The 19,820-nt window shown below is 65.9% G+C and carries 21 protein-coding genes; 4 read left to right on the top strand and 17 right to left on the bottom strand.

The window, feature by feature from the left end; all coding sequences use genetic code 11:
- Positions 1-64: 64 nt before the first annotated feature.
- The 8 genes from nuoF to ndhC are packed head-to-tail and all read right to left on the bottom strand — an operon-like array spanning position 65 to position 5,488.
- Entirely contained in the window at positions 65-1,357 is a 1,293-nt protein-coding gene (gene nuoF, locus PK98_RS03880) for an NADH-quinone oxidoreductase subunit NuoF (RefSeq protein WP_039094424.1), read from the bottom strand.
- Positions 1,357-1,497, bottom strand: coding sequence for a hypothetical protein (locus tag PK98_RS17200; protein ID WP_162835546.1), 141 nt, complete (start codon positions 1,495-1,497; stop codon positions 1,357-1,359). Before PK98_RS17200 ends, nuoF begins: the two co-directional genes overlap by 1 nt.
- A gap of 25 nt (positions 1,498-1,522) precedes the next feature.
- Positions 1,523-2,206: a complex I 24 kDa subunit family protein gene (locus PK98_RS03875; RefSeq protein ID WP_039094421.1), complete on the bottom strand. Its 684-nt coding sequence runs from the start codon at positions 2,204-2,206 to the stop codon at positions 1,523-1,525.
- On the bottom strand, positions 2,199-2,369 hold the full coding sequence (locus PK98_RS16995; RefSeq protein WP_161792398.1) for a hypothetical protein: 171 nt from the start codon (positions 2,367-2,369) through the stop codon (positions 2,199-2,201). The genes PK98_RS03875 and PK98_RS16995 overlap by 8 nt, the downstream gene beginning before the upstream one ends.
- A complete protein-coding gene (locus PK98_RS03865; RefSeq protein WP_039094418.1) occupies positions 2,366-3,580 on the bottom strand; it encodes an NADH-quinone oxidoreductase subunit D in 1,215 nt (404 codons plus the stop codon). Before PK98_RS03865 ends, PK98_RS16995 begins: the two co-directional genes overlap by 4 nt.
- The gene (locus tag PK98_RS03860) at positions 3,580-4,485 is read right to left on the bottom strand and encodes an NADH-quinone oxidoreductase subunit C (RefSeq protein ID WP_081996027.1); all 906 of its coding nucleotides are present in this window, start codon (positions 4,483-4,485) and stop codon (positions 3,580-3,582) included. The genes PK98_RS03865 and PK98_RS03860 overlap by 1 nt, the downstream gene beginning before the upstream one ends.
- Positions 4,482-5,117, bottom strand: coding sequence for a NuoB/complex I 20 kDa subunit family protein (locus PK98_RS03855; protein WP_235425390.1), 636 nt, complete (start codon positions 5,115-5,117; stop codon positions 4,482-4,484). Before PK98_RS03855 ends, PK98_RS03860 begins: the two co-directional genes overlap by 4 nt.
- Entirely contained in the window at positions 5,114-5,488 is a 375-nt protein-coding gene (ndhC, locus tag PK98_RS03850) for an NADH-quinone oxidoreductase subunit A (RefSeq protein ID WP_039094417.1), read from the bottom strand. Before ndhC ends, PK98_RS03855 begins: the two co-directional genes overlap by 4 nt.
- A gap of 224 nt (positions 5,489-5,712) precedes the next feature.
- Here ndhC and PK98_RS03845 point away from each other — a divergent pair, with 224 nt between their 5' ends.
- The 3 genes from PK98_RS03845 to PK98_RS03835 all read left to right on the top strand — a co-directional run bounded on the left by PK98_RS03845 (position 5,713) and on the right by PK98_RS03835 (position 9,332).
- Positions 5,713-6,909 (top strand): thiolase family protein, encoded by a 1,197-nt coding sequence (locus PK98_RS03845; RefSeq protein ID WP_039094416.1) that lies wholly within the window; start codon positions 5,713-5,715, stop codon positions 6,907-6,909.
- A 225-nt stretch (positions 6,910-7,134) separates the two neighbouring features.
- On the top strand, positions 7,135-8,607 hold the full coding sequence (gene purF, locus PK98_RS03840) for an amidophosphoribosyltransferase (protein ID WP_039094414.1): 1,473 nt from the start codon (positions 7,135-7,137) through the stop codon (positions 8,605-8,607).
- The gene (locus PK98_RS03835) at positions 8,607-9,332 is read left to right on the top strand and encodes an SDR family NAD(P)-dependent oxidoreductase (protein WP_039094412.1); all 726 of its coding nucleotides are present in this window, start codon (positions 8,607-8,609) and stop codon (positions 9,330-9,332) included. The genes purF and PK98_RS03835 overlap by 1 nt, the downstream gene beginning before the upstream one ends.
- A gap of 367 nt (positions 9,333-9,699) precedes the next feature.
- On the opposite strand, the gene PK98_RS03825 is transcribed toward PK98_RS03835, so the two are convergent.
- On the bottom strand, positions 9,700-11,064 hold the full coding sequence (locus tag PK98_RS03825) for a cryptochrome/photolyase family protein (RefSeq protein ID WP_039094408.1): 1,365 nt from the start codon (positions 11,062-11,064) through the stop codon (positions 9,700-9,702).
- A gap of 23 nt (positions 11,065-11,087) precedes the next feature.
- The gene (locus PK98_RS03820; protein ID WP_039094405.1) at positions 11,088-11,999 is read right to left on the bottom strand and encodes a metal-dependent hydrolase; all 912 of its coding nucleotides are present in this window, start codon (positions 11,997-11,999) and stop codon (positions 11,088-11,090) included.
- 80 nt (positions 12,000-12,079) lie between these two features.
- On the opposite strand from PK98_RS03820, the gene PK98_RS03815 reads away from it, so the two are divergent.
- Entirely contained in the window at positions 12,080-12,562 is a 483-nt protein-coding gene (locus PK98_RS03815) for an RNA pyrophosphohydrolase (RefSeq protein WP_039096205.1), read from the top strand.
- 4 nt (positions 12,563-12,566) lie between these two features.
- Here the strand turns inward: PK98_RS03815 and PK98_RS03810 are convergent, their stop codons facing one another.
- The 7 genes from PK98_RS03810 to PK98_RS03780 all read right to left on the bottom strand — a co-directional run bounded on the left by PK98_RS03810 (position 12,567) and on the right by PK98_RS03780 (position 19,749).
- Positions 12,567-13,067, bottom strand: a complete 501-nt coding sequence (locus tag PK98_RS03810; RefSeq protein WP_081996143.1) for a tetratricopeptide repeat protein — start codon at positions 13,065-13,067, stop codon at positions 12,567-12,569.
- A 60-nt stretch (positions 13,068-13,127) separates the two neighbouring features.
- Positions 13,128-14,309 (bottom strand): RsmB/NOP family class I SAM-dependent RNA methyltransferase, encoded by a 1,182-nt coding sequence (locus tag PK98_RS03805; RefSeq protein WP_039094401.1) that lies wholly within the window; start codon positions 14,307-14,309, stop codon positions 13,128-13,130.
- Positions 14,306-15,088: an alpha/beta fold hydrolase gene (locus PK98_RS03800; RefSeq protein ID WP_039094399.1), complete on the bottom strand. Its 783-nt coding sequence runs from the start codon at positions 15,086-15,088 to the stop codon at positions 14,306-14,308. Before PK98_RS03800 ends, PK98_RS03805 begins: the two co-directional genes overlap by 4 nt.
- A 173-nt stretch (positions 15,089-15,261) precedes the next feature.
- Complete coding sequence (locus tag PK98_RS03795) at positions 15,262-15,705, bottom strand: GFA family protein (protein WP_039094397.1); 444 nt, start codon at positions 15,703-15,705, stop codon at positions 15,262-15,264.
- Between the two features lie 118 nt (positions 15,706-15,823).
- Positions 15,824-16,366, bottom strand: a complete 543-nt coding sequence (locus PK98_RS03790; protein ID WP_039094395.1) for a hypothetical protein — start codon at positions 16,364-16,366, stop codon at positions 15,824-15,826.
- Between the two features lie 8 nt (positions 16,367-16,374).
- A complete protein-coding gene (locus tag PK98_RS03785; protein ID WP_039094393.1) occupies positions 16,375-17,400 on the bottom strand; it encodes an aspartate-semialdehyde dehydrogenase in 1,026 nt (341 codons plus the stop codon).
- A gap of 87 nt (positions 17,401-17,487) precedes the next feature.
- Positions 17,488-19,749: a S9 family peptidase gene (locus PK98_RS03780; RefSeq protein WP_052207995.1), complete on the bottom strand. Its 2,262-nt coding sequence runs from the start codon at positions 19,747-19,749 to the stop codon at positions 17,488-17,490.
- Between the last annotated feature and the right edge of the window lie 71 nt (positions 19,750-19,820).

Here is a 19,820-nt window from a genome sequence, read left to right as displayed (position 1 = left end):
AACCGCAAACGCCTCGCATTAGGCCGCATTATCGTGCCGGATGTCGCTTCCGGCAGTTGCATTGCTACTCGGCTGCTTCCTGCATCATGACCGCCTTGTCGCCGATCCGCCGCTCGATCTCGGGGCGGAAATGCTTGATAAGTCCCTGAATCGGCCAGGCGGCCGCATCACCGAGGGCGCAGATCGTGTGTCCCTCGACCTGCTTGGTCACTTCGTACAGCATGTCGATCTCGCTTACCTCGGCATCGCCGGTGCGCAGCCGCTCCATCACCCGCCACATCCAGCCGGTGCCTTCACGACACGGCGTGCACTGCCCGCAGCTTTCATGCTTGTAGAAGTAGGACAGCCGGCTGATCGCGCGCACGATGTCGGTAGACTTGTCCATCACGATGATTGCCGCAGTGCCAAGCCCGCTGCCCAGTGCCTTCAGCCCGTCGAAATCCATCGGGCAGTCCATGATCTCGGCCGCCGGAACCAGCGGGACGGAAGAACCGCCCGGGATCACCGCCAGCAGATTGTCCCAGCCGCCGGTGATGCCGCCGCAATGCTTTTCGATTAGGTCGCGGAAGGGAATGCTCATCTCCTCCTCCACCACGCACGGGCGATCCACATGGCCGCTGATCTGGAAAAGCTTGGTACCCTTGTTGTTCTCGCGTCCAAAACTGGAGAACCACGCCGCACCACGCCGCAGGATGGTCGGCACCACGGCAATCGATTCGACGTTGTTGACCGTGGTGGGGCAGCCATACAGGCCGGCGCCCGCCGGAAAAGGCGGCTTCAGGCGCGGCTGGCCCTTCTTGCCTTCCAGACTTTCGATCATCGCGGTTTCCTCGCCGCAGATGTAGGCGCCCGCGCCGCGATGCACGAACACGTCGAAATCGTAGCCAGAGCCCGCCGCGTTCTTGCCCAGCAGGCCGGCGGAATAAGCCTCGGCAACGGCCGCGAACAGCACTTCCGCCTCGCGGATGTACTCGCCACGGATGTAGATGTAGGCCGCCCGAGCACGCATGGCGAAGCCGGCGATCAGCGCCCCTTCCACCAGCTTGTGCGGATCATGGCGGATGATCTCCCGATCCTTGCACGAACCGGGTTCGGACTCGTCCGCATTGATCACCAGAAAGGACGGGCGCCCATCCTTGCTTTCCTTCGGCATGAAGGACCACTTCATCCCCGTCGGGAAGCCGGCGCCACCGCGACCGCGCAGGCCGGATGCCTTGACCTCGTTGATGATGGCATCCTGCCCGCGCCCGATCAGCGCCCGTGTATCGTCCCAGTCGCCGCGCATCTGCGCGGCCGGCAGCCGCCAGTCCTGGAAACCATACAGGTTGGTGAAGATACGATCCTTGTCGGCGAGCATCAGCCGATCCCTCCAAACACAAACACTGCCGCCGCGACCAGGATCACGACCAGCACCGCGGTCTTGACCAGACCGGCGAGGAACTTCCACGCAAGCACCATTAGCACGATGGCGACGATCAGCAGGACAATCGGGTCCATCAGCGGACCTTCCGGCCTAGGCACATCATGCCGGTGCCGTCGCCCATTCGCCGCGATAATCATGATTGCCGTCGGCCATGGCATTGAGATTGCTCAGCGCGCCGACCGGCTCCACCGTGTGGCGCGCCGGATCCTGCGTACCTTCCTTCGGCTGCTCGCCCCGCGCAAGCGCGTCCAGCACGGCATCGAGCCGCGCGGGCGTCAGGTCCTCGTAATTGGCGTCGTTGATCTGTACCATGGGTGCGCTGGCGCAATTGCCCATGCACTCCACCTCACTCAGCGTCCACAAGCCGTCGGCTGTCGTATGGCCCTTCTTCATGCCGCGCGCATAGCACGCATCCATGATGTCGTCCGACCCACGCAGCATGCATGGCGTGGTGCCGCAGACCTGCACGTGGAAGCGGCCGACCGGCGCAATGTTGTACATCATGTAGAAGGTGGCGACCTCCAGCACGCGGATGATCGGCATGTCGAGCTGCGCCGCGACATATTCCATGACCGGCAACGGTAGCCAGCCTTGCGTGCTCGTCTCCTGGCCGACCTGACGCTGCGCCAGGTCGAGCAGCGGCATCACCGCAGAGCGCTGGCGGCCTTCCGGGTACCGACCGATGATCTCGCGCACCTTCTCCGCATTCACATTGGTCCAGGCAAAGCTGCCCCAGCGTGCGCGCAGTTCGGGCGTGTCAGGGTGCGGTGCGCGTTCAGCCATTAGTCTTGCCCCAGCGCTGATGCGCGAAAGTGATCCAGAGGAAAGTGAGGAACAGGACGACCGGGAAGCCAGCGCCCTCGCCGATCTGGCCGATTGCGAAGCCAAGCGCGGCGATCGCCGCCGCTACGGCCACGAACAGCCAGGTGGTCGGACGGGCCGTCACCGGTCGCACTCCCCGAACACGACGTCGATCGCCCCCAGGATGGCGGTGGCGTCAGGCAGCATGTGCCCTCTGGCCATGAAATCCATTGCCTGCAGATGACTGAAGGCTGTCGGGCGGATCTTGCAACGATACGGTTTGTTGCCCCCGTCGCTCACCAGATAGACGCCGAACTCGCCCTTGGGGCTCTCGGTCGCCACATAGACCTCGCCCGCCGGAACATGAAAGCCTTCGGTGTAGAGCTTGAAGTGGTGGATCAGCGCTTCCATCGACTGCTTCATGTCGGCGCGCTTGGGCGGCGCCACCTTGCGGTCGCTGCTGGCAATCGGCCCTTCGGGCATTTCGCGCAGGCACTGCTTCATGATGCGCATCGACTGGCGGACTTCCTCCACCCGCACCATGAACCGGTCGTAGCAATCGGAATTGGTGCCGACTGGAATGTCGAAATCCATCCGTTCGTACACATCGTAAGGCTGGCTCTTGCGCAGGTCCCATGGAATGCCGGCGGCGCGGATCAGCGGGCCGGAGAAGCCCCAGCGCAGCGCGTCTTCCTTGCTGACGACGGCGATATCCACGTTCCGCTGCTTGAAGATGCGATTGTCGACCACCAGGCTCATCGCATCCTCGAACAGCTCCGGCATGCGCTTGTCCAGCCAGTCGCCGATGTCGGTCAGCAGCTTAAGCGGCACGTCCTGATGCACGCCACCCGGCCGGTACCATGCCGCATGCATCCGCGCGCCGCTCGCCCGCTCGAAGAAGTTCATGCAATCTTCGCGGATCTCGAACAGCCACAGGTTGGGCGTCATCGCGCCCACATCCATGACATGGCTGCCCAGGTTCAGCATGTGGTTGGAAATGCGCGTCAGTTCAGCGAACAGAACGCGCAGATACTGCGCCCGCAGCGGAACCTCGAGGTTCAGCAGCTTCTCGATTGCAAGCACATAGGAGTGCTCCATGCACAGTGGACTGCAATAATCGAGCCGGTCGAAATACGGTAGCGCCTGCAGATACGTCTTGTGCTCGATCAGCTTTTCGGTGCCGCGATGCAGCAGACCGACATGCGGATCGATCCGTTCGATGATCTCGCCATCCAGTTCCATCACCAGGCGCAGCACGCCATGTGCGGCGGGATGCTGCGGACCGAAATTGATCGTGTAGTTGCTGACGACCTCGTCGCCCGACGTGGGGGAAGTCTCCTGGATGAGGCCGGCCATCAGTCCTTGCCTTCGCTTTCGGTCGCGATGTCCGTCGCGCCCGGAGTGTCTGCTGCGTCGTCCTCGTCACGCGGAGCGCGATCGGGACGATCCTCGGTCGGCTCGGGCGCGCCAGGTGCCTTGGTACCAGTCTCTTCCGGAACCGGTTCACCCTGACCCTGCCCTGCCACGGTGCTGCTGTCACTGCCGCGTGCCACATGCTCCGCCGCCTTGACGTTGGCTGGGTCGCCGGCGCCCGTCTCGGCCCGCTTCTCCGTCACCTTGACCTCGTTCACCGGCGGTGGGCCACCAGCCTTCTCGTCACCCGGCAGCACGTAATCGGCACCTTCCCACGGGCTGGCAAATTCGAAGGAGCGGAACTCCTGCGACAGCTTGACCGGTTCGTAGATGACGCGCTTGTCCTCTTCGGAATAGCGCATCTCGCTATAGCCGGTCAGCGGGAAGTCCTTGCGGAAAGGATGCCCTTCGAAGCCATAATCAGTCAGGATGCGGCGCAGATCCGTGTTGCCGTCGAACAGCACGCCGTACATGTCGAACACTTCCCGCTCCAGCCAGCCCGCATTGGGCCACAGGCGGGTGGCGGTGGGGACCGGATGGTTCTCGTCCGTCATGACCTTGACCATCACGCGGGTGTTCCGCGTCACAGACAGCAGCATGTAGACGACCTCGAAGCGCTCGGCCCGGCCCGGGAAATCGACGCCGGCGATCTCCATCAGCTGCTGGAACTCGTGCTCGTCCCGCAGCAGGCGCAGCACGTCTTCCACCGCATCGCGGTGAACGGTCAGCAAGATTTCACCATGCTCTTCCTGAGCATGGACCAGATTGACACCCACGGAGGTGGCCAGTGCCTCCATCATGCCGGCGCCGGTCACGAAGCGCGGCGCAGGATGCAGAACCATGCTCATCGCTCGATCGTCCCCACACGGCGGATCTTCCGCTGCAACTGCATCACGCCGTACAGCAAGGCTTCGGCCGTGGGTGGGCAGCCCGGGACATAGATGTCCACCGGCACGATCCGGTCACAGCCGCGGACCACGGAGTAGCTGTAGTGGTAATAGCCACCACCATTGGCGCAGCTGCCCATGCTGATCACATATTTCGGATCGGACATCTGGTCATAGACCTTGCGCAGCGCCGGGGCCATCTTGTTGCACAGCGTGCCGGCCACGATCATCACATCGGACTGGCGCGGGGATGCACGCGGCGCGACGCCGAACCGCTCCATGTCGTAACGCGGCATGTTGACGTGGATCATCTCCACCGCGCAGCAGGCCAAGCCGAAGGTCATCCACCACAGGCTGCCGGTACGCGCCCACTGGAACAGGTCCTCGGTGGTGGTAACCAGGAAGCCCTTGTCGGATACCTCGTTCGACAGGTCGTTGTAGAAACCTTCGTCCGGCCGGCGGATCTCCGGATGCAGCACCGGATTGTTCGCGTCGCCGCGCACGGTGCTGCCCGCAGGATTGGCCAGCGGTCGATCGAGCGCACTGTTCAGGCTGATGGGCTTGCCCTGGGTGTCGGTAATCATGTTGTTCACTCCCACTCCAGCGCGCCCTTCTTCCAGGCATAGGCAAGGCCGACGGCCAGTTCGAACAGGAACACCATCATGGTGATCCAGCCCGGCCAGCCGGTCAGATCCAGGCTGACCGCCCAGGGAAACAGGAAAGCCGCTTCAAGGTCGAACACGATGAACAGGATCGCGATCAGGTAGAAGCGGACGTCGAACTGGCTGCGCGGATCCTCGAAAGCAGGAAAGCCGCACTCATACTCGCTCAACTTTTCGGCGCTCGGATTGTGGGTACCGGTCAGGCGGGCAACGCCCATCGGCAGGAACACGAAGGCGGCCGACAGGCCGACCGCGATCACCAAGAAGATCAGGATCGGGAGATATTGGCTCAGGTCGACCATTGCTGTCCTTGGGGCATGGCATTCGGCGTTGCAGCCGGCTGAATCGCCCGGAAAAGTTGGATTGTCGCGTCGCACCTAGTCCCGCGCCGCAGTACGTTCAAGACCCGCGGCCTTGTTGCGAATGCTTAGCGCAAATCGGGTCGCGCGCGCTGCCAAGCCCGTTGCACAGCCCGCCCGCGGTCCCTAGCATGCTCTGCAAATCAACCCGCAAGAGGATTGCCGCCATGGCCACGTTCAACCAAGCCGATCCCATCGTGATCCTGTCCTATGCCCGCACGCCGATGGGCGGGATGCTGGGTGCGCTGGCCGATGCTTCCGCCACGGATCTGGGCGCCACGGCGGTGAAGGCCGCTGTGGAGCGCGCCGGGGTGGACGGCAGCGCCGTGGACCGGCTTTACATGGGCTGCGTCCTGCCTGCCGGGCTGGGCCAGGCGCCCGCCCGCCAGGCCGCGCTGAAGGCCGGCCTGCCGCAGTCGGTGCAGGCGACCACCGTCAACAAGGTCTGCGGCAGCGGCATGCAGACCGTTATCATGGCGGCCGAAGCACTCGCCACCGGGGGCGCGGACCTGATCGTGGCTGGCGGCATGGAGAGCATGACCAATGCGCCCTACTTGCTGAAGAAGCATCGCAGCGGTGCGCGCATCGGCCACGACAAGGCTTATGACCACATGTTCCTGGACGGGCTGGAGGACGCTTACGAGGAAGGCGCCTCCATGGGTGCCTTCGCGCAATGCACCGCCAACGAGTACCAGCTGACGCGCAAGGACATGGACGATTTCTCCATCACCTCCCTGTCGCGCGCGAACGAGGCGATCAACAGCGGCACCTTCGACGACGAAGTGGTTCCCGTGACGCTCAAGACCCGCAAGGGCGAGGTGATCGTCGATCGGGACGAGGCCCCGGGGAAGGCCAATCCCGAGAAGATCCCGCAGCTGAAGGCCGCCTTCGCCAAGGAAGGCACCATTACCGCCGCGACGTCCTCCTCCATCTCGGACGGCGCGGCCGCTCTGGTGGTCACGCGCGAAAGCGTCGCCACGGCCGGGGGCCAGACGCCGATCGCCCGCATCGTCGCCACCGCTGCCCATGCGCAGGATCCCAAGGATTTTACCACCGCCCCGGTCGGCGCCATCCGTACCCTGCTGGACAAGGCCGGCTGGTCGGTGGACGAGGTCGACCTTTGGGAGATCAACGAGGCGTTCGCCTGCGTACCGATGTTCGCCATGCGTGACATCGGCATCCCGCATGACAAGGTGAACGTGAACGGCGGCGGCACTGCGCTGGGTCACCCGATCGGCGCCAGCGGGGCGCGGATCATCGTGACGCTGCTGGCGGCACTGAAGGCCCGCGGCGGCACCAAGGGTGTCGCCTCCCTGTGCATCGGCGGCGGCGAGGCCACGGCTCTCGCAGTGGAGCTTTGCTGATACAACGTGATGTCTGGCCGGCCCTGGTGCCGGCCAGCACCGCGCCCGGGCAGCGCGATTGATCGTGCGAAGGCCACTGCCCTCTCGTTTGTGCGCCTTCGGCCCGGCCGGCACAAAGGGCACGTCCACCCGGTCACGGCGCCGGGTTCTGCCGCATCACCCTTGTAATCCAGCCGTAACAGCGCCATTGGCAACAGCGCGTCCCACACCACTGTTGCGAGTTCTATGAACCTCACCCATCCCTTCATGGACGCGGACGGCGACAAGCTGCGCGAGGAATGCGGCGTCTTTGGCGTCATCGGTGCGCCGGAGGCGGCCGCCGCCTGTGCACTAGGTCTGCACGCCCTGCAGCATCGCGGGCAGGAGGCGGTCGGCATTACCAGCTTCGACGGTGCGGAATTCTACACCCGCCGCGGGCTGGGCCATGTGGCGGAGAACTTCTCCACCGGGGAGTCGATCGCCGAACTGCCGGGCAGCATGGCCGCCGGCCATGTGCGCTACTCCACCACCGGCGGCGCCGGGCTGCGCAACGTGCAACCGCTATTCGCCGATCTCGCCAGCGGCGGCTTCGCCGTGGCGCACAATGGCAACATCTCGAATGCGCGACACCTGCGGCAGGAACTGGTGCAGAAGGGCGCCATCTTCCAGTCCACCAGCGACACGGAGGTGATCATCCACCTGGTCGCCACCAGCCGCTACCCTACCATGCTGGACAAGCTGGTCGATGCGCTGCGGCTGGTCGAGGGTGCCTATGCGCTGATCGTGATGACGCCGCGTGGCATGGCCGCCTGTCGCGATCCGCTGGGTATCCGCCCGTTGGTGATGGGCCGGCTGGGGGACGCCACCGTGTTCGCCAGCGAGACGGTCGCGCTCGATGTCGTCGGCGCCGAGTTCGAGCGCCAGATCGAGCCGGGCGAGTTCGTGGAGGTCGATTTCGACGGCACCCGCCGCAGCCACCGCCCGTTCGGCAAGCCTGACGCCCGCCCCTGCATCTTCGAGCATGTCTATTTCAGCCGGCCCGATTCGATCCTAGACGACCGCTCCGTCTACGAATCCCGCAAGGCGATCGGGATCGAACTGGCGCGGGAGTCCCGGGTGGAGGCCGACATCGTCGTACCTGTGCCTGATAGCGGCGTACCGGCGGCGATCGGCTATTCGCAGGAGTCGGGCATTCCGTTCGAGCTCGGCATCATCCGCTCCCACTATGTCGGGCGTACCTTCATCCAGCCTTCGGATAGCGTCCGCCACGCATCGGTGAAGCGCAAGCACAATGCCAATCGCAAGCTGGTGGAAGGCAAGAGCATCGTCCTGATCGACGATTCCATCGTGCGCGGCACCACCAGCCTGAAGATCGTGCAGATGATGCGTGATGCCGGGGCCAAGGAGGTGCACTTCCGTGTCGCCAGCCCGCCCACGGGCCATGGCTGCTATTACGGTGTCGACACGCCCGAACGCTCCAAGCTGCTAGCTGGCCGGATGGACGTGGCTGCGATGTGCGAATTCATCCAGGCGGACAGCCTCGCATTTGTTTCCATCGATGGCCTGTATCGCGCGGTCGGGTTGAAAGGGCGCAACGATGCCTGTCCGCAATATTGCGACGCCTGCTTCACCGGCGACTATCCGACAGCCCTGACCGATCTGACGGACCGGCGCCGCCTGGACAATCAGCTGCCCTTCCCCGTCAACAAGGTCGCGTGATGGCGGATGAACTGCACGACGGCCCCCTTGCCGGGCGGATTGCCTATGTCACCGGCTCCAGCCGCGGCATCGGCGCGGCCACTGCCCAGGCGCTGGCCGCCGCGGGGGCGCACGTCCTGCTGAGCGGGCGCTCGGCGTCTGACCTTGAGGCGGTGGAAGATGCCATCCACCAGGCTGGGGGCACCGCTACCATCGCGCCGTTTGACCTGACAGAAGGCGACTCCATCGCCCGGCTGGCCGGCGCGGTGGCCGAACGCTGGGACCGGCTCGACATCCTTGTGCTCAATGCCGCGATGCTGCCGCAGCTTGGGCCAGTGGCGCAGATCGAGAGCAAGGCGTTCAACCAGGCGCTGACCATCAATCTGCTGGCACCCCAGGCCTTGCTCGCCGCCTTCGACCCGCTGCTCCGCCGCAGCCCGTCAGGCCGGGTGATCGCTCTCACCAGTTCCGTCGCCACCGCACCGCGCGCTTATTGGGGTGCTTATGCCGCCAGCAAGGCCGCGCTGGAGGTGCTGGTGGACACGTACGGGCAGGAGGTCGAGCGGATCTCCGGCACGCGCGTCGCCATACTCGATCCGGGGGCAACCCGCACCACCATGCGCGCCCGCGCGTTTCCTGGCGAGGACCCGCAAGGCGTCAAGCCGCCGGAAGCTGTCGCGGACCGCATCGTGGCGTTGCTTGCGGAGGACTTCCCGAACCATCATCGCGAGCGTGTCGATGGCTGAAGGAACCGGTTCGCCGGAGCCTGGGCCTGTTCACGAGCGCTTACTGTTTGCTGAGCGATCTTCAGGTTCACACAGGCATCAAGCTCCCCGCGCCTGCGAAGACCGCTTGTCACACATTCCTGAACCAAGCGGCAGACGGCCTCTACGTCGTCCTCGTCCTGCCTGGCATCCCGTCCACCGCAGTAAGACAGCCGGCCACGTGCGAGCCGATAGTCGATCTTCACGTCATCAAGTCGGCGCCCTGTAACTACGATGACGTCTGAAGCTGGCACCGTGGACCGCTCCGCCTGGTTAGCGAACGTCAGCCCCGGACTGCTCACAGCGGCTATGAACAGAAGGGATGGATAGGGGAAATCCACTCTGGCGATCAACTGGCCTGATCGTCTCGCAGGCTGCGATAGGCCGCCAGGGCGCGTTCCCGTCCCTCGCGATGGCCGACGATCTTCGGCAGATATGTGCCCTCCGGTGGATCGTGTACAAGCCGGTCCGGCACCTTCGCCAGCTCCGGCACCCACCGGCGGATATAGTCTCCGGCGTCGAACTTATCCGATTGCGTCAGCGGCGCCATCACGCGGGTGAACAGCTGTGTGTCCACGCCAGTACCGCTGACCCATTGCCAGTTCACCGAATTGTTGCCGCAATCCGCATCGACCAGCGTGTCCCAGAACCAGCGTTCACCCACCCGCCAATCGATCAGCAGATGCTTGATCAGGAAGCTGGCCACGATCATCCGCACGCGATTGTGCAGCCACCCGCTCTGCCATAGCTGGCGCATGCCTGCATCGACGATCGGGTAGCCGGTGCGGCCCTCCTGCCATGCGCGGATCTCGCCCTCGTCATGCCGCCACGGAAACCGCTCGAACGCCTGCCGGTAGTTCTGCGTCTGGTATTCGGGGAAGGTCAGGATGATGTTCTGCGCGAAGTCCCGCCAGACCAGCTCGCTGCGGAACGTGTCCGCGCCCTCGCCCGCCTGCCCGTCCAGCGTGTGCCAGATCTGCGCTGGTGACAGCTCGCCCCATTGCAGGCGTGGGGAGAGCCGGCTGGATCCCTCGATGGAGGGCAGATTGCGCTCCTCGTGGTAGAGGTCGGCATGGTCGACGAAGCGTGCCAGTTGCTCATGTGCCGCCGCCTCGCCCGGCACCCAGTCGGCGGCGAAGCCGGCGGACCAGTCAGGTTTGGTCGGCAACAGGTTCCATTCTTCCAGCCGGTCGGATCGCGGCCAAGTGTCCGGGGCTGACAAGGCCGGCACCGGCAACGGCGCCTGTTCGGGCAACTCCCGTCGCAGCGCCCGACCGAAGGGCGTGTAGATGCGGTAGGTCTGCCCGCCGCCTGTACGCACGCTGCCCGGCGGCATCAGGTAATTGCCGTCATGCAGCTGCAACTCGACCCGCTGCGCCAGCTGGACCTCAGCCTCGCGCCACCACGGCTCGTAATGACGCAGCGCATGCACCCCGACCGCGCCTGTCTCCTCCACCAGCCGACAGAGTTCCTCGACGCTGTCGCCGCGGCGCAACACCAGTGCGCTGCCGCGTTCCGCCAGCGCCCGGCCTAGCGCGTCCAGCGAATGATGCAGCCACCAGCGTGATGCGCCGCCCAGCCGGTGCTCGCCCGCGCGCGCGTCGTCCAGCACATAGACCGGGATCACCGGTCCGGTCTCGGCCGCGGCAAACAAGGCTGGCTGGTCCGCCAGCCGGAGATCGCGCCGCAGCCAGACGATATGAGGTCGGTTCATGGGGCCACGAACGGCGCCGAACGCTACCCTGTTCCCCGGCATGTGCCGGCAGGTAGCGGCACGCTGAACCGATCGCGTGACATCCCTGCGGCAAACCGCGCATCGCCCAGCAGCAGGACATCCCCGTCCCGCAGGATCACTGGCGCGCGCGACCAGAACAGGAAGGCATCCACCGCCCGGTCATGCCGGCGGGCGGCGGCAAGGTCACAGCGGCCCAGCGGCATCACTCCGACCGGCTGCCCCGCTACCAGCCACCTGCCATCGCCAGCGCCGATGATCATCTCCCGACGCCAGAACGCCACCGGCACCTCGTTTGCAACGGCGACCAGCGGATAAGGCGCGCTCAGCTTAGCATGTCGTTCGTTGGCCCAGGTGATACCGGCATTCAGCCCGACATAGGCCAGCGTTGCCGCGATCGCGACCCGGGCAGGTCGCTGCCAGTTCGCGCCGCGCCGCTCCCGCCGCAATGACCACCAGATGGCACTGCCCATCCCCAGCCATAGCCACAGGTCGATGATGAACAGGATGTCACCATGGAACCACCGCTGATCAAAGGGCTCCAGCAGCCGCACGCCATAGGAGTTCAACCAGTCGAAGGCCGGATGGCTCAGGCAGGCGATCAGCGACAGCATCCACAGCCACCCGAACCTCACCGGCAGTCGTGCCGCGGGCCGCGTGCCGCGTCGTGCCTGCCACCGGTCGAACCACCACAGTCCGACTGCCAGCAGCAGCGGCAGCACCAGCATGGCCAGCGGGCCGTGCGTCAGCCCCCGCCGCAGGGCCAGATGCTGCATCTCGCCCAGCAGCACGCAGGTAGCATCCACGTCTGGAATGTTGGCGCCGATGATCAGAGCTGGCATGGCCAGGCCGGTACGCCGCTTCAGTCCGGCCTGCCCGATCAGCGCCCCCACCATGCTATGCGTCAGATTGTCCATGGCGCTGCTTGCCACAGATCGCGCCGGCCACGCAAAGCGACAATCTGGCATTCGCCTCTAGGTTCGCCTACCTCTGCAACATGAACGAGACAGATCGCGCGAAGTACCGCCCCTGCGTGGGCGTCATGCTGGTGAACACGGAAGGCCATGCCTTCGTTGGGCAGCGGATCGACAACAAGGAAGGCGATCGCTGGCAGATGCCGCAGGGCGGCGTCGATCCGGGCGAGGACCTCGACACGGCCATGCTGCGCGAACTGGCGGAGGAGACCGGCGCCACGCCCGAACACCTCGAGACCCTTGGTCGGCTGCCGGATGAACTGTTCTACGACCTGCCAGCGGACTTGCAGGGGAAGCTGTGGGGCGGGCGCTATGTCGGCCAGCGGCAGATGTGGTACCTGGTGCGCTTCACCGGCAGCGACAGTGACATCGACCTGGAGGCGTACAAACATCCCGAATTCAGCGCATGGAAGTGGGTCGAGCCCGATCTGCTGCCGGAACTGATCGTACCGTTCAAGCGCGAGATCTACTGCACGGTGGTAGAAGGCTTCCGCAACCTTCTGTAATTCTTCAGTTCTGCGCCACCCCGTCGCCGTCGGGCAGTGCCGCTTCGGCGGTCTGGACCGGCGGGCCTTGCGCAATTGCAGCGGCCAGTAGCTCCGCCTCAGCGCAAGCGCCGCCGCACAGGGACTGCAGCTGCGCCAGGTTGCGTTCGGCCTTGGTCACTGCCCCCTTCTCCACCATCGCGGCGCCTTCGCCGCTGATGGCTGCCAGATTGCCGGGCTCGCGCTGCAGCGCCTCTCGGTAATAGTGGATCGCCTTGCCCTGCAGACCCTGCTGGCGGGCGGCGTCGGCCAGGTGCAGATAGACGCCGGTGAAGGCCGGATCGATCACCAGCGCGGATTCATAGGCATCGATTGCAGCCTGCAGGTCGCCGGCATCGGCGGCGCTGCGGCCCTGCGCTACCAGCGCCGCGGCACGCGGGTCGGGATCGTGCGTGGCGCCATGGCCCACGCTGGCGCTCACCGCCACCAGCAGCGACAAGGCGAGGGCGGCGGGGGTGAAGCGCATCACGAACTCCTGGAGCGCGGATCGACGTTTGAGGCGGCTGACAGCCATGGAATAATCAAACTACCATCTCTTTCCGAGGCACGCGACGAAAAAACCGTCCGTTCCATCAACATGCGGGGTCAGTCGCAAGCCCGCACCCCGCTTTGTCCCGCGGGGCAGGTCGATCGCCTGCTCGGACCAGTCCGGCCGTCCAGCCAGGAACCGGACTGCCTGGTCGGCCCCCTCCGCATCGAGCAGGGAGCAGGTGACATAGACCAGCCGCCCGCCCGGCTTCACCAGCTCCGCCGCCACCTCCAGCAGTCGCGCCTGCAGCGCCACCAGACGATCCAGCTCCGCCGGGCTCAGCCGCCAGCGTGCTTCCGGATTGCGGCGCCAGGTCCCCGTGCCCGAGCAAGGTGCATCCACCAGCACCGCATCGGCCCGGCCGATCCATTGCTCCAGCGCCACCAGTTCCTTTCCCGGGTTCAGCAGCACTGTATGGTCCACCCGGACCCCGGCCCGCCCGGCCCGCGGGGCCAGCCGCGACAGACGCGCACGGTCGGTATCGGCCGCCACCAACGTGCCGGCATTGCCCATGGATGCCGCGAGTGCCAGCGTCTTGCCGCCAGCCCCGGCGCACAGGTCAACCACGGTCTCGCCGCCTTGCGCCGCCACCGCCTCGCACACCAGCTGGCTGCCGCCATCCTGCACCTCGATCAGCCCATCTGCATAGGCGTCCCACTGCTCCACCGGGGTGCCGGCGGGAAAGCGCAGGCCCTGCTGTGCCGCCAGCGGCTCGCCCGGTTGCGGCAACTCCAGCGCGGCGCGATCCACCTTCAGCAGATTGACCCGCACATCCAGCGGCGCCCGCTCCAGCAGGGATGCGGCTTCCGCGCCGTCGATGCCGGACCCTGCCAGCCGCGTTGCCAGCCAGTCCGGCGCCACGCCACCTTGCGCCACCGGCTCGCCTGCCGTGACCGGTGCAGGCCCGTAGGTCGATCCGTCGAACAGAGCGGCCAGTTCCGGCTGCACCTGCGCCAGCCGCAGCATCGCGGCGCGCCCGCTGGCCGGCACCGGCCCGCATGCGCGGATCGCGCCATAGACCAGCTCGCGGATGGCCCGCCGATCCTTGGATCCGGCAAAGCGCCGCTGGCGAAGCCAGTCGCCCAGCAGACGGTCGGCCGGGGCGCCCTGCGCCTGCGCGGCGGCGATTACCGCATCCAGCACCTCGATCGCGGCAGCGACCCGCGCGGCCGGCGTCATCGCGCAAGAAAGTCCACGATCGCCTGCCCCAATGCAGCAAAGGTCACGCTGCTCATATGGGTGCCTGGCACCTCGGCCTCGCGCCCATCAGGCAACGCCGCGACGAGTTCCTCGGGAGAGCCGTTGTCACGGTCCTCGCTGCCGCACACCACCAGCGTCGGCGCGGCGATGGCGGCCAGTTCCGCCGGCTCGATGTCCCCCACGCTGCCCAGCAGCAGGCGGGCCGCCGCCCGGTTGACGCCCATCGTCCGCATGAACTGTACCGCCAACCAGGCCGGATCGCCGCGCACCACATCATCGAACCGGTCGATCGCATCGATGAAGAAGTCCGCCCGCCGGTCCCACCCGGTCAGCCCGCTCAGCCCCATGCCGGCCAGCACCAGCCGTCGCGGTCGCAAGCCGGCGATGACCGCGCCTGCGCTGGTGCGTGCCCCGAGGGAAAAGCCTACAAGGTCGAAATCGTCCAGCTGCAGCGCCTGCACCAGCAAGGTCACGTCGCGCAGCAGGACGCCGGCCGGGTAAGCCGCTGCATCGGTTGGTGCCTCGCTCTGCCCATGGGCGCGCAGGTCGGGCATGATCGCCTCGAACCCGGCGTCGGCCAGCTTCTGCGCATGGCCAAACTTGATCCAGTTGGTATGCGCATTGGAGAACAGGCCATGCAGCAGCAGCACCGGCCGCCCCCCACCATCTTCCGGTCCCAGCCGATGCACCGCCAGCCGGGTGCCGGCGTGACCTTCCACCATCTGCGTGCGCAGGCTCACGATCTCGTCCTCCAGCATGGTGCCGCGCCTTCGCGCCCGGCACGGTCGCTGGCGGCATGGCGCCTCGCATCCGACATGACAAGCGCCGCGCCCGATCTCACGGTCGGGCCGGGCGCCGGCATCATGCCGTGCGCTGCCTGATGACCGTCGATGTCAGAAGAGGCGCGGCCCTGCCATGCCCGATCGATCCCTCAGCGTGCCGGCTCCACGCCGGCTTCACGCCAGCGGCGCACGACATCGGGGTTCTCCTCGGTACGTTGGCCTGGCAGGTGCGACACGTCGGTCCAGGCCGGCAGCATGCCCTCTACGGACAGATTGCGAACGGGCCGGAAGTGCTCCGGTTCGTCGAAGCTGCCGATGGTCAGGTCGACATGAGTCATGTCTTCCAGATAGGCGAAGCCCAACGGAGTACCGCAATGGCTGCAGAAGGCGCGATGCGCGATGGCGGAGGACTGGTGCCAGTCAGGCTTCCCCTGCCACTTGATGCTGTCCATCGTCACGTTGATGTAAGCGCCCCAGGCGCCGCCCGTGGCTTTGCGGCACATGCCGCAATGACAGGCATAAGCCTCGCCAGGCTCGACTTCGGCAGTGTAGCGCACCCGCCCGCACTGACACCCACCGCTCAACCGCTTCATTCTTCTACCTCCGACGCCGAGCATACAGGAACAGCGAGGGAGGATGTAGTTCCCCAAAAGAAGCGTTACGATGCCGCTTGTCCCATTTTGAGAACGGGCTGGACTGGCGGCCGGTGCGTCATCGACCAGTGCAGGTGATGCCTGCAAACAGCGCCTCGACCGGCGCCTCCGGCCCGCTACCCGCCAGCACACCGCGGATCTCGCCCGCCGGTGTGCGGTAGGCGAACTCGCCCCGCAACGCAGGCTCCGGCACCATGCGCAAGCCGGTCAGCCGCTGCAACCGCGCCCGGGTAATGCCGGGTGCGATACCGCCCTCCGCCGCAACGTCCGCCCCGCCCCGCATGGTCCAGCCCACCAGCCGGTCATGCTGGAAGCCAAGCTGGATAGGGCCATAGCTGGTGAAGGCCATCGCCCCCGCAGTGCACGCATCGCTGGCAGCGCGGCGCGCGACACCGTCGCCATAGGCCGCAGCGCCCATCGCCTCGACCGTGGCACGAGCACTGCCGAAAGGGAGCCGATCGTAGGATCCGTCATCACCGGCGAACACCACGCCCTGCGCGTCCAGGATCAACGCGCGTGGCGCCGCCGGTGCCGGCGGGTCATCGCACGCGCACGGCAGGAACGCCGCGGCAATCGCGGCGGCGCTCCGCACGATGCGCATCCAGACGATCAGCCCTTCTTCAGGTGACGCCGACCCAGCAGTTCGGCGATCTGTACCGCATTCAGCGCTGCACCCTTGCGCAGATTGTCGCTGACGCACCACAGGCTCAGGCCGAACTCGACCGTGGGATCCTCCCGCACGCGGCTGACATAAGTCGCGCCATCGCCGGCGGCCTCGACCGGGGTGACGTATCCGCCGTCCTCACGCTTGTCGACCAGCATGATGCCGGGCGCCTCACGCAGGATGTCCTGTGCTTGCTCGGCGCTGATCTCACGCTCGAACTCGATGTTGATCGATTCCGAGTGCCCTACGAACACCGGCACGCGCACGCATGTGGCGTTGACCTTGATCTTCGGGTCCATGATCTTCTTGGTCTCGACAACCATCTTCCACTCTTCCTTGGTCGAACCGTCGTCCAGGAAGCTGTCGATGTGCGGGATCACGTTGAACGCGATCTGCTTGGTGAACTTCGCCGGCGCCACCGGGTCGCCGACGAAGATGGCGCGGCTCTGCTCGAACAGTTCGTCCATGCCAGCCTTGCCGGCGCCGGAGACCGACTGGTAGGTGCTGACCACCACCCGCTTGATCCCGGCGGCATCATGCAGCGGCTTAAGCGCCACCACCATCTGCGCGGTGGAACAATTGGGATTGGCGATGATGTTGCGCGCGGTATAGCCATCGATCGCGTCGGGGTTCACCTCCGGCACGATCAGCGGCACGTCCGGATCCATGCGGTACAGGCTGGAATTGTCGATCACGACACAGCCGGCCGCCGCAGCCTTGGGGGCATATTCCTTGGTGGGGCCGCTACCAGCAGCAAACAGGGCAATGTCCCACCCGGCAAAGTCGAAATGCTCAAGGCTCTTGCACTTCACCTTGCGACCGGAGTCGCCGATCTCGATTTCCATGCCGATCGAGCGGGAAGAGGCGACCGCGGCCACCTCGTCCATCGGGAATTCGCGCTCGGCCAGGATCGCGAGCATCTCGCGTCCCACATTGCCCGTCGCACCCACGACCGCCACCCGGTAACCCATCACCTACTCCTCAGTTCGACAGCCGCGCGCGATAGCGGATCGAGGCGCCTGCGCAAACAAATTGCCCGCGCCCTGCCCCAAGCAGCGCTATTCTGTTGCCGGACCAGACACCTCCGGCCCTGCCCCGTTGCGATCGAGGAAATTGAAGATCGAAGTCCAGACATGCACGCTGACCTTGGGGCCGCCCACGCGGTGGGTGAAGCCGGGATACAGCATCATCTCGAAGGGCACAGCCTCGCCCTGCATCCGGGCAATCAGTTCGGACGCATTCTCGAACACCACATTGTCGTCCGCCATGCCGTGGATCAGCAACATGGGGTCGGTGATGCCCAGCGCACCCTCGATCGCCGCCGACCGCTCGTAAGCCGCGCCATCGGTGCTCGGCAAACCCATGAAGCGCTCGGTATAGTGCGTGTCGTACAGCTCCCACCGGGTAACCGGCGCGCCGGAGATGCCGGCCGCATACAGGCCCGGATCCGCCGCGAGCTGCTTCAGCGTCATGTAACCGCCATAGGACCAGCCATAGGTGCTGATCTTGTCGTCGTTCACGAAGTCGAGCGTCTTGAGGTATTCGGCGCCCGCCTTCTGGTCGGCCACCTCCACGGTGCCCATTGCACGGTAGATCGGCTTCTCGAACGCGACGCCCCGGTTGGCGCTGCCGCGATTGTCGAGTTCGAAATAGATGTAGCCGCGATCCACGATCGCCTGCGCCAGCGCACCCTTCCAGCCGCGCGTCACACCCTGCGGACCGGGGCCGCCATAATGCTGGAAGAACACGGGATAGGTCTTGCCCGCTGCCAGTTCCGGCGTGATCATCATCCAGTGCAGCGGCGTACCGTCCTCCGCCGGTACGGTGCCGTAGGTGGCCGAGCGGTGGCTCGCCAGGAACGGTGCATACGGATGACTGGCATCTAGGCGGTTCTCCTCGATCCATGCCAACCGTTCGCCGGTCGTGTCCGCCAGATAGACCTGCGTCGGCTGCGTGTCATTCGACCGGCTGACCAGCAGGCTGCGCGCCGCGCCGTCCATCTGCACCGCATTGCTGAATGCCTTGTCGGTCAGCAACGTCTGCGCCGACGGGTTCACCAGGTCGAGCACATAGGTCTGCTGCGCCAGCACGTTGTCCTTGGTGGCGGAGAAGAACACCCGACCGCCATCCTCGTCCACACCGACCAGCCGGGTCACCATCCACTCGCCATCGGTCAGCTGGGTCCAGCTGCCACCGGCGAAGCGGTAGAGATGCCCGAACCCGTCCCGCTCCGACCACCAGATCAGGCTGCCATCCTTCATGAAGCGGTAGTTGTTGGTCAGGTTGATCCAGTGCCCCTCGGCCGCCCGCTCAGTGAACAGCACCTCGCTGGCGCCGGTGGCCGGATCGACCTTCAGCATGTCGATCTTCGTCTGCAACCGGTCCTGCCGCTGCACATACAGCGCCTGGCCATCGGGCGCCCAGTCGACCCGTGCGACGTAGATGTCCTTGTCCGCACCCAGATCGACCTCGACCTGCGCGGCTCCATCCGGGTTCATCACGAACAGGCGCACATCGGCATTGGGCGTGCCCGCTGCGGGGTAGCGCTGGTCATAGACGCGCGTGCCGGTCGCACCGATCGCCGCGCGGGTGACCACGCCCACCGGGCTTTCGTCGACCCGCGCCACAGCAATGCGGGCATCATCGGGCGACCACCAGAAGCCGGTGTGCCGGTCCATCTCCTCCTGCGCCACGAACTCGGCCTCGCCCCAGGTCACCAGTTCGCTGGCCTCTTCCGGCGTCACCGGCGCCGGCTGCTGCCCTAGCCGTCCGGTCCACAACTGCCGGTCGCGTACGAAAGAGACCCATGCGCCCGTCTGGCTCAGAGTCGGGTTCAGCTCGCTCTCTTCTGTATCGGTCAGCCGCTGCACCGAGCCGTCCAGGCGCGCGAGATACAGGTCCCCTTCCAGCGGCACCAGCAGCGCCTGCCCGTCCGCCGCCCACTGATAGTCGACGATGCCTTTCAGACTGCCGATCCGCAGCCGCTCCCGCTGCATCTTCTCCGCTTCGGACAAGGCGCGCCCGCTGCCCAGCGCCTCGCTGTCGACCAGCATGCGCCATTCGCGGGTCTCGCGGTCGTAGCCCCACAGATCATACCGCTCCCGGTCATCCTCCCGGTTGCGCAGCAGCGTGAGATACCGGCCATCCGGTGATATCTGTGCCCCGCGCGGCGCTGGCCCGTTCAGGCTGGGGCTGCCGAATACCCGCTCCAGCGTGAGCGCCGCGTCTTGCTGCGCCACGTCAGTCACGGGCGCCTCCTGCGCCAGCACAGGCGCGGCGACAGTGGAGGCAAGCAGCATTGCGGCAATCAGGGTACGCATATGGTGGCATTCTCTCGTTCCGGTGGTGGGCGGCGAGCATGGTTACGCATGAAAGCGGTGCAGGGAAAGGG

It is taken from the genome of Croceibacterium mercuriale, assembly GCF_000802385.1.
GTDB classification, from domain to species: Bacteria; Pseudomonadota; Alphaproteobacteria; order Sphingomonadales; family Sphingomonadaceae; genus Croceibacterium; species Croceibacterium mercuriale.
Note: the sequence above shows the minus strand (reverse complement) of the source record. Positions and strands in the feature narration are given on the sequence as shown.